Annotated in this window: 8 protein-coding genes; 6 read left to right on the top strand and 2 right to left on the bottom strand. The window is 48.0% G+C overall.

Annotated elements, in window-relative coordinates:
* The first annotated feature begins 147 nt into the window (after window positions 1–147).
* Window positions 148–1,407, top strand: a complete 1,260-nt coding sequence (locus tag ACLUWI_RS09725; protein WP_412147163.1) for a tetratricopeptide repeat protein — start codon at window positions 148–150, stop codon at window positions 1,405–1,407.
* Window positions 1,408–1,438: 31 nt separating this feature from the next.
* On the opposite strand, the gene ACLUWI_RS09720 is transcribed toward ACLUWI_RS09725, so the two are convergent.
* A complete protein-coding gene (locus ACLUWI_RS09720) occupies window positions 1,439–2,266 on the bottom strand; it encodes a site-specific integrase (RefSeq protein ID WP_412147162.1) in 828 nt (275 codons plus the stop codon).
* Window positions 2,267–2,558: 292 nt separating this feature from the next.
* On the opposite strand from ACLUWI_RS09720, the gene ACLUWI_RS09715 reads away from it, so the two are divergent.
* The 4 genes from ACLUWI_RS09715 to ACLUWI_RS09700 all read left to right on the top strand — a co-directional run bounded on the left by ACLUWI_RS09715 (window position 2,559) and on the right by ACLUWI_RS09700 (window position 7,225).
* Complete coding sequence (locus ACLUWI_RS09715; protein WP_412147161.1) at window positions 2,559–3,791, top strand: CCA tRNA nucleotidyltransferase; 1,233 nt, start codon at window positions 2,559–2,561, stop codon at window positions 3,789–3,791.
* Window positions 3,772–5,685: an ABC-F family ATP-binding cassette domain-containing protein gene (locus ACLUWI_RS09710; RefSeq protein WP_412147160.1), complete on the top strand. Its 1,914-nt coding sequence runs from the start codon at window positions 3,772–3,774 to the stop codon at window positions 5,683–5,685. Before ACLUWI_RS09715 ends, ACLUWI_RS09710 begins: the two co-directional genes overlap by 20 nt.
* Window positions 5,686–5,756: 71 nt before the next feature.
* Entirely contained in the window at window positions 5,757–6,719 is a 963-nt protein-coding gene (locus ACLUWI_RS09705; RefSeq protein ID WP_412147159.1) for a thymidylate synthase, read from the top strand.
* An 11-nt stretch (window positions 6,720–6,730) separates the two neighbouring features.
* Window positions 6,731–7,225: a dihydrofolate reductase gene (locus ACLUWI_RS09700; protein WP_412147158.1), complete on the top strand. Its 495-nt coding sequence runs from the start codon at window positions 6,731–6,733 to the stop codon at window positions 7,223–7,225.
* Here ACLUWI_RS09700 and trhA read toward each other — a convergent pair.
* Window positions 7,222–7,860: a PAQR family membrane homeostasis protein TrhA gene (gene trhA, locus ACLUWI_RS09695; protein ID WP_412147157.1), complete on the bottom strand. Its 639-nt coding sequence runs from the start codon at window positions 7,858–7,860 to the stop codon at window positions 7,222–7,224. The two genes, ACLUWI_RS09700 and trhA, sit on opposite strands and share 4 nt — an antisense overlap.
* A 208-nt stretch (window positions 7,861–8,068) precedes the next feature.
* Between trhA and ACLUWI_RS09690 the strand changes: the two genes are divergently transcribed.
* A complete protein-coding gene (locus ACLUWI_RS09690; protein ID WP_412147156.1) occupies window positions 8,069–8,911 on the top strand; it encodes a DegV family protein in 843 nt (280 codons plus the stop codon).
* Window positions 8,912–8,922 lie beyond the last annotated feature (11 nt).

Raw genomic sequence — 8,922 nt, 5'->3', positions numbered from 1 at the left:
TATACTCGAAATCTAATATCAGTACTCACCAATACAAGATAGTGTAGACCCAATCTTTGCCAGTGCGGCTTATGAGGGTTTATCAGCAGTTTTATTGTTGTTTTATGTTAAACTAAAAAAGCATGATTAAACTAAGGGGGAAATAGCGTGACCTTTTCCGAAAAATGTCTGCAGGCAATTGAAGATGGCAATATGGAAGAAGCCCAAAAAGAATTTGCCTGGGCTCTGCGCAAAGACGATGATGAGATTCTGTTCAATCTGGCAGAGCAGCTGTATGCGCTGGGACTGCTGCCGCAAGCTCGCCGCGCCTACCTAAAGCTGCTGGAGCGTTATCCGGATGAAGATGAGCTGCGAACCGCACTGGCTGAGATTGCAATCGACAATGGTCATAACGATGAGGCATTGGCTTATCTGACGCAGATTGCGCCTGATTCGCCAGCCTATGTCCAAGCACTGTTGGTGGCGGCTGATCTTTATCAAACGGAGGGGCAGTTCGAGGTGACGGAAGCCAAGCTCAAACAAGCCTATCAAGCAGCGCCAGGAGAGCCAGCCGTTTTGTTTGCCATGGGCGAGTTTTACTATCTGGTTGGTCAGTTTGATAAAGCAGTGCCATTTTACTTTGCGCTGATTCAAACCGGTGCCGTAGAGTTTGCCAAGGTTGATATCGCTGCACGCCTAGGCATGGCCTACGCGCAAAGCGGTCATTACGAGCAGGCATTGGGCTATCTCAAACAGGTGGCGCCAGCATATCAAACCAGCGACGTTCGTTTCCAAACTGGACTGACGCAGCTGGAGTTGGGTGAATTCAAGGATGCCATTGAAACACTGACTGATTTGATCAAAGATGATGATCAGTATGCATCGGCCTATCCTGCCTTAGCGCGGGCCTATGAGCAGACACAGCAGTATGAGGCTGGTCTAAAAACCGTTCAAGAGGGTCTGGGCGTTGATCAGTACAATGAGAATCTTTTTGAACTGGCAGCAAGAATGGCCAGTCACGTTGGCGATTTTAAACTGATGCAAAAGTATCTGCAAAAAGCACATGAATTAGATCCAGACAACTTAACGATTACCTTGGAATACAGCAATCTGTTGATCAAACTGGGCGAGCATCAGGTCAATGTCAAGCTGCTGGCGCCGTTAGTCAAGGCAGATGAGGTTGATCCTCAACTGGATTGGAATCTGGCAGTTTCCTATCAGGCATTGGAAAAATATGAACTGGCCGAACGGTTCTATCAAGCCGCCATGCCAACCTATAACGAAAACGTCGACTTTTTAAAGAATCTGATTGGTTTTTACCAAGAAACCGGGCAGCGTGATTTAATGATTGATGAGATGGAACATTACGTACGGCTTAACCCTGCTGATACTGAGATGCAGGAACGTCTGGATCAAGAAATGTTCTAAATAAAAAGGTTCCGCGTTATGCGGAACCTTTTTATTTAAGCTGCAGCAAGAGACGCTGATAATAGAGCAGGGACTGTGGATTCAGTCTCAGTCGCGTCTGCAGCTCTTGGGGCGTGGCGTCGTGATGCTGAGCAATCTCATAAAGAATATAGCTTTGATGCAGATACTTAGGAGCCAACTTAAAGCCCAGGTAGTCTTCATCGGCCTTCAGATATTTAAACAGGCCGGCGTTGCTGATCCAGGGATGCTCGCGATTCAGCCGCTGCTTTAAAAAGATATCCTGGCAGTTCTGCAGCTGCTGAATAGGTGCGATATAGGCAGCGAAGGTCTTCATGAAATTCTGTTCAACGGCGTTTTTAGGTTTCAAGCTGCGCCATACGTCTCCAAATCCTGGCTGCAGAAACTCAGCAACTGTATAGCCGCGGCTGCTCAAGAACAAAACGGCACGGGTATAGAGCTGAAGATGATCATCAGCGAGAATATCATCCAGCTTGAGCAGCCATTTAGTAGAAAGATGCTGATTAGGCTTAGTTGCCTTGCCATGAATAGTCAGCGTAGGATAGTTGTCGATCAGCTGATGCGTAAACAAAAAGCGGAAATAGCGGCTGAGCTGAGAAAGCACCTTGTTAAAAGTTGCCAGAGTAATGTCTTGTTCATCACGCAGCCAGTTCAGGTAGGCACGGACGTCGGTTTCCGTTACGTTGTTGGCGCTTGGGTCATGAGCATAGATCGGACGCTGATCTTCAAGATAGTTAAATAATTGGCGCAGCGTGGCATCATAGGCATCAATGGTCATTTGCGCGCGACCAATGGCTTTAAGCTCCCGATGAAAGGCAGTCTGGTAAGGGTATTGGTCCATAAAAAGCTCCTTTCTGATTTGTTTTCCCGTAGTAATGATTTACCTTAACAATAACGCGAAAAGCAACCAAAAGCAAGCATAACCCAATCGCTGATGTCCGCTTAAATCAATCCGAGCGGCTGGTGCTTTTTCAAGTCGGCAGATTCGAGTCAGGATCCCTTTATCATGGTTACTGGGTCAGGATTGATAAAGTTTGCTAAATTGCAGATCGCGTTTTCGAGGCCTTGAAAGTTTGCTAAAATAGTTAAGACTGGTTATAAAACCAAATCCACGAAACAAGGAAATGATATCCGTGAAAATCGAAAAACTGCCGGCCGTCTTTGAACCAGCGCGGCCGATTCTGCAGCGTATTGAGCAGGCAGGTTTTGAAGCTTATTTTGTCGGCGGCTGCGTGCGCGATACGATTTTAGGCGATCCGATTCATGACATCGACATTGCCACCAGTGCCTATCCAGCCGAAATCAAGCAGATCTTTAATCGGACGGTTGATACCGGTATTGAGCATGGGACGGTCATGATTTTGGATCATGGCGTTGGCTACGAGACGACTACTTTTCGAACTGAATCCGGCTACCAGGACTTTCGCCGCCCAGATTCGGTAACGTTTGTCCGCTCACTGGCAGAAGACTTAAAGCGGCGTGATTTTACGATCAATGCTTTAGCGCTGAAAGAAAATGGCGAGGTTATTGATTTGTTTGATGGGCTAGGCGACTTAAAGCGGCACTTGATCAAAGCGGTTGGCAAACCAGCTGAGCGTTTTCATGAAGACGCCCTGCGCATGATGCGGGCCGTTCGTTTTGCCAGCAAGCTGAACTTTAAGATTGACGAACCAACCAAGCAGGGCATCAAAGACAATGCGCCGCTGCTGGAAAAGATTGCCGTGGAACGGATCCGGGTCGAATTTGAAAAGCTGCTGTTGGGACAGAACCCCGTGGCCGGATTGACCGATCTGATTGAGACCAATCTTTACCGTTATTGTCCAAAACTGGCTGATCAAAAGCCTGCTCTTGATCAGCTATTGGACCTAAAGCCATGGCAGCTTAAGACAGAAGCCGAGGCCTGGACGGCGCTGATGATGGTTATGCAGTTGGATCATGCCCAGCGTAATGCCTTTTTAAGGGCTTGGAAGACTTCTAATGAACTGATCGGCGACGTGCAGAAAATGGTTTTGGCAGTCAATGCGATTTTAAATGATCAGCTGACGCCAGCAAATCTGTTTGCTACTGGAGAAAAGCTTTTGATCAGCGCCAATCGAGTCGCGGCATTATTCGGTCATTCTCAAGAAGAGCTTGACCTGCGTGATCGCTACCAGGCACTGCCGATTAAGAGCGCCAAGGAACTGGCAGTCAATGGCGGCCAACTGATTAAACTGGCACACGTTAAGCCGGGACCGAAGATGGGGCAGATTCTGCATCAGCTTCAGCAGCAGGTTTTGGATCGTAAGCTGCCCAACGATCAAAACGCATTATTAGTCGCAGCAGCACAATTAGCAAAAGAGGATGGCAATGAAAACATTAAGAGCTGAAAATCTCACCAGTACGTATGGTGAAAAAACACTGTTTAAAGACGTTTCATTCATTATCAATGAACAGGACCGCATTGGCTTGATTGGCACCAACGGCAGTGGCAAGACCTCGCTTTTAAATGTCATCAGTGGCGCGGTCAGTCCCGAGGCCGGCGAGATCATCAAGCCTAGCGACTATTCAATTGGTTTTTTGAAGCAGCAGCCAGATCTCGACGAAGAAAAAACCATCATGGATGCTGTATTTGCAGGGGGCCAGCCGGTCTTTCAAACGATTCGGCAATATGAAAAAGCCTTGCTGGATTTTAGCGCGCATCCTGAAGATCCTAAATTAAGCGATCGTTTTACCAAAATGCAGGCTGCCATGGATCAAGAGGATGCCTGGGAAGCCGACAGCCGCGTCAAGACGATTTTGACGCAGCTGAAGATCAATGATGCCAACCAAAAAATCAAGGAGCTCTCAGGTGGTCAGCGTAAGCGGGTTGGCTTGGCGCAGGTCTTGATTCAAGAACCTGATCTGCTGATGCTTGATGAGCCAACCAATCATTTGGACATTGACTCGATCATGTGGCTGCAGGACTATCTGGCCAGCTATCGCGGAGCCGTGCTGGTCGTTACGCATGACCGTTACTTTTTGGATCAGGTTGCCAATCATATCTGGGAGCTGTCGTTTGGCAAGCTTTATCATTATGACGGCAACTACCAGGATTTCGTGGCTCAAAAAGCGACACGGGTTGAATTAGCGCAGGAAGGCGAGCGCAAGCGGCAGGCCCTTTACAAAAAAGAGCTGGCCTGGATGCGGCATGGAGCCAAGGCGCGCTCAACCAAGCAAAAGGGACGGATCAATCGTTTTAACGAGCTCAAGGACAATCTGGGCAAGCTGAAAGTCGATGAGGATATCTCAATTGAACTAGGCTCGCAGCGATTGGGCAAAGACGTTATTGAAATGCAGCATGCCAATCTAAAGTATGGTAATCATGAAATCTTAAACGACTTTGACTGGCTGGTGCAAGCCGGCGATCGAATCGGCATTACCGGCGAAAACGGTGCCGGCAAGACCTCGCTTTTAAATGTGATCGCGGGTCGGACCAAGCTTGATTCGGGCGTTTTGAAGATTGGCGAGACCGTTAAGCTGGGATACTATACACAGCAGACGGAAGGCATTGATGACGACAAGCGCATGATCAGCTATCTGACGGAAGTCGCCGACAACGTGGTCGATAAAAATGGCAATCGGGTTAACGTAACGCAGCTGCTGGAGCGTTTCTTGTTTCCGCGGTTTATGCATGGGACGCTGATCCGGAAGCTTTCTGGTGGTGAAAAGCGGCGGCTGTATCTGTTAAAGATCTTGATGCAGCAGCCAAACGTCCTGCTGTTGGATGAACCGACCAACGATCTGGATATTGGAACGCTGACGGTATTGGAAGACTATCTGGACGATTTCGCCGGAACGGTCATTACGGTGTCGCACGACCGCTACTTTTTGGACAAGGTGGCCGATAATCTGCTGATCTTCCATGGCCAAGGCAAGATCGAACGCTACCGCGGCTACTACACGGAATATCTCAAAAAGGCCCAGGCTGATGCGCAGGCGGCTCAGGCAGCCAAATCCGCGGCCAAGGCAGCTGCCAAGAAAACGGCAGCTGCCGTTAAGCCTGTTAAAGAAAACAAGGCTAAGACCAAACTGACCTATGCTGAAAAACTGGAATGGGACCATATTGACGAAGAGATCGATCAGCTAGACGAACGTCAAAAACAAATCGAAAATGAAATGGCAGCCAATGGTGACAACTATGCCAAACTGGCTGAACTCCAAAAAGAATTGAATGAAGTGCAAAAAGCCTTGGCAGACAAGACCGAACGCTGGGAGTATCTTAGCGAATTCGTAGATGAATAGTAAAATAGACGCGCCTATCGCAGTGATGTGCTAGAATGAAACTTATTTGATGATTGAAAGGAAGATAAGACATGGCAATCAATGATAATGAGCAGCAGTACCTGGATCTGGCTCGCTATGTGCTGGAACATGGCCACAAAAAAAGCGACCGGACAGGAACAGGAACGCGCTCGGTTTTCGGCTATCAGATGCACTTCGATCTTAACGCCGGTTTTCCGATTCTAACCACCAAGTTTGTGCCGTTTGGACTGGTCAAGAGCGAGCTGCTGTGGTTTTTACGCGGTGATACTAATATTCGCTTCCTGCTGCAGCACAAGAACCATATTTGGGATGAATGGGCCTTTAAGAAATGGGTAGAAAGCTCGGAATATCATGGCCCTGATATGACGGACTTTGGTCACCGCTGGCTGAAGGATCCAGAATTTAAAAAGGTGTATTTGGCTGAAAAAAAGGCTTTTTGCGACCGAATCTTAGCTGATGACGAGTTTGCTCAAAAATATGGCGATCTGGGGCTGGTTTACGGATCGCAGTGGCGGCACTGGAAAACCAGTGATGGTCATTACATTGATCAGATTGCCAAAGTCATCGAGCAGATCAAGACTACGCCTGACTCACGCCGAATGATTGTTTCGGCGTGGAATCCAGAAGACGTGGACAGCATGGCATTGCCGCCTTGCCACACGATGTTTCAGTTCTATGTCAATGATGGCAAACTTAGCTGTCAGCTGTACCAGCGCAGTGCCGATATTTTTCTGGGCGTACCGTTCAATATTGCCAGCTACGCGCTTTTAACGCACATGATTGCCAAGGAATGCGGCTTAGGCGTTGGCGAGTTCGTCCATACTTTAGGTGACGCGCACATCTACAGCAATCATATTGAACAGATCAAAGAACAGCTTTCGCGGACTCCGCATCCCGCACCTAAACTGATTCTGCCGGCAGATCCTAAGCCAGTTGATCAATATGAGATGGATGACATTAAGCTGGAAAACTATCAGCATGAGGCTGGAATCAAGGCTCCAGTTGCCGTTTAAGAGGTGGTTTTATGAATCAGCTGGACTTTATCTGGGCTCAGGATCCAGACGGCTATATCGGCAAGAACGGCACCATGCCATGGCATTTGCCGGCCGATTTGAAGCATTTTAAAGCCGTGACGCTCAATCATCCGGTAATTATGGGGGCCAATACGTTTAAGTCGATTGGCCGACCACTGCCAAAACGCGAAAATATCGTCTTGACGCATCAAAAACTGGCCGATGCCAGGATTACGGTGGTGCACAGTGTTGATGAGCTAAAGAAGCTGTTGGCTGGTCGGCTGGCTGGTCAGCACTGCTTTGTCATCGGTGGGGCACAGATTTATCAAACGCTGCTTCCTTTAGCAGGCGACCTTTACCGTACCGTAGTTGAACAGTCCTTTGGCGGCGATACCAAAATGCCAGCGATTGATTATCAGGGCTGGCATTTGGCAGATGTCGATAAAATAAAAAGCGAGCAGTCGGGCGTTCCCAACTGTCGCTTTGAGCATTGGATTAAAAATTAGACGTAAAGCAAAATCGAAAAGTAGATGAATGCCGTACCGACCATGACGAAAAGATGCCAGATCAGATGCGTGTAGCGGGTTGGCATGCTGTAGAGCAGGGCGCCCAATGTATAGGTAATGCCGCCAGCCAGCAGCAGGCTAAAGCCAACCGGTCCTAAGGCGTGCCAAAGCGGCCAGAATGCCAGCACGCACATCCAGCCCATGATCACGTAGAAAATCGTTGACCATTTACTCTTTTTTTGAAACCAGATGCTTTTGTAAACAATGCCGGCGACTGCCATGGCCCAGATAATGCCAAACAGCGTCCAGCCCTGCCAGCCTTTAATGGCCACCAGACAGTATGGCGTGTAGCTGGCGGCAATCACCAGGTAGATCATGTCGTGGTCCAGAATTTGGAAGACGCGTCTAGCGCGAGTAAAGATCAGCGAGTGAAACAGCGTTGAGGCTAAAAAGAACAGGACTAAAGCCGCGCCATAGATTGAAAAAGTGACGATGCGCATAGGGCTGCCGGTATGAACCGCCCGCACGATCAAAATCACCAATCCGGCAATGGCCAGGGCCGCGCCAACACCGTGAGTAATGGCATTGGCGATTTCAATTAAAAGAGTTTGGCGACGTGAGGTTGAGTTTTTCATCTGTAAGCTGAATGCTCCTTTCATAAAAGTGCTCGGCAATGAAATCAGCCGTTATTTCTGCTATACTAAAGTTAATTAAATTAATTATCAAGGCAGTTTGCATGCCCAGCAGACTAAGTTTATAATGTATTTAGTCTTTAAAATAATATATCTAGTTTGCGATACTAGATATATTATATCAAACTTGATCAGGAAGTGGGTAATTTCCATGTCAAAGATTAAAATTGTGGCTGACTCTTCAGCTGGCCTTACCGACGAAGAAATTAAGAAATATGATATTACGATCGTACCGTTGTCAGTAATGATTGACGGGACGGTTTATGTTGAACGCGAAACGATCACCAATGATCAGTTTCCAACGATGATGAAAAATGCCAAGTCGCTGCCGAAAACCTCGCAGCCGCCAATCGGCAAGTTCGTTGATGCTTTTGACCAGGCAGGCGAAGACGGCAGCGAGGTTCTGTGCGTGACGATGATGGCATCGATCAGCGGTACGGTTCATGCTGCTGAACAGGCTGCCAACCTAACCAAAACCAAAGTAACGGTTTATGATTGTCAAACTACTGATCGCTGCATGGCGTTTCAGATTATTGAAGCCGCTAAAGTCATTGAAAATGGCGGAACGGTTGCTGATGCAATTGCCAAGATGAAAGACGTCTTTCAAAAGAGTAAGCTTTATCTGGCAATCGACAATCTCGACAACCTGGTTGCGGGTGGCCGAATCAGCAAATTTGCCGGTGCGTTATCTCGCTTTATGAACATCAAGGTCATGCTGCAGGTCTATGGCGGTGAGATCCATGTGGCTTCCAAAGGGCGAGGCATGAAGGCAATTCATAAGGAATGGGACAAGATCTTAGACGAGATGGCAAATGGTCCTAAAGTTTTAGGCGTCGGCATCTCGCACGTTGAAGGCATGAGTGAGGTTGAACGGCTCAAGGAAAAAGTTCAGGCAATCTGTCCTGAACTGCCAATCGTCGTTCGCGAGACGGTACCGATTATTGCAACGCATACGGGCTTAGGGGCCTGCTGTCTGCTTTACTATACAGAATAGTCAGAAAGTCT

This window comes from Limosilactobacillus mucosae, from assembly GCF_046939755.1.
Lineage (GTDB): Bacteria > Bacillota > Bacilli > Lactobacillales > Lactobacillaceae > Limosilactobacillus > Limosilactobacillus mucosae_A.
This window is presented reverse-complemented; position numbering and strand designations above follow the sequence as displayed.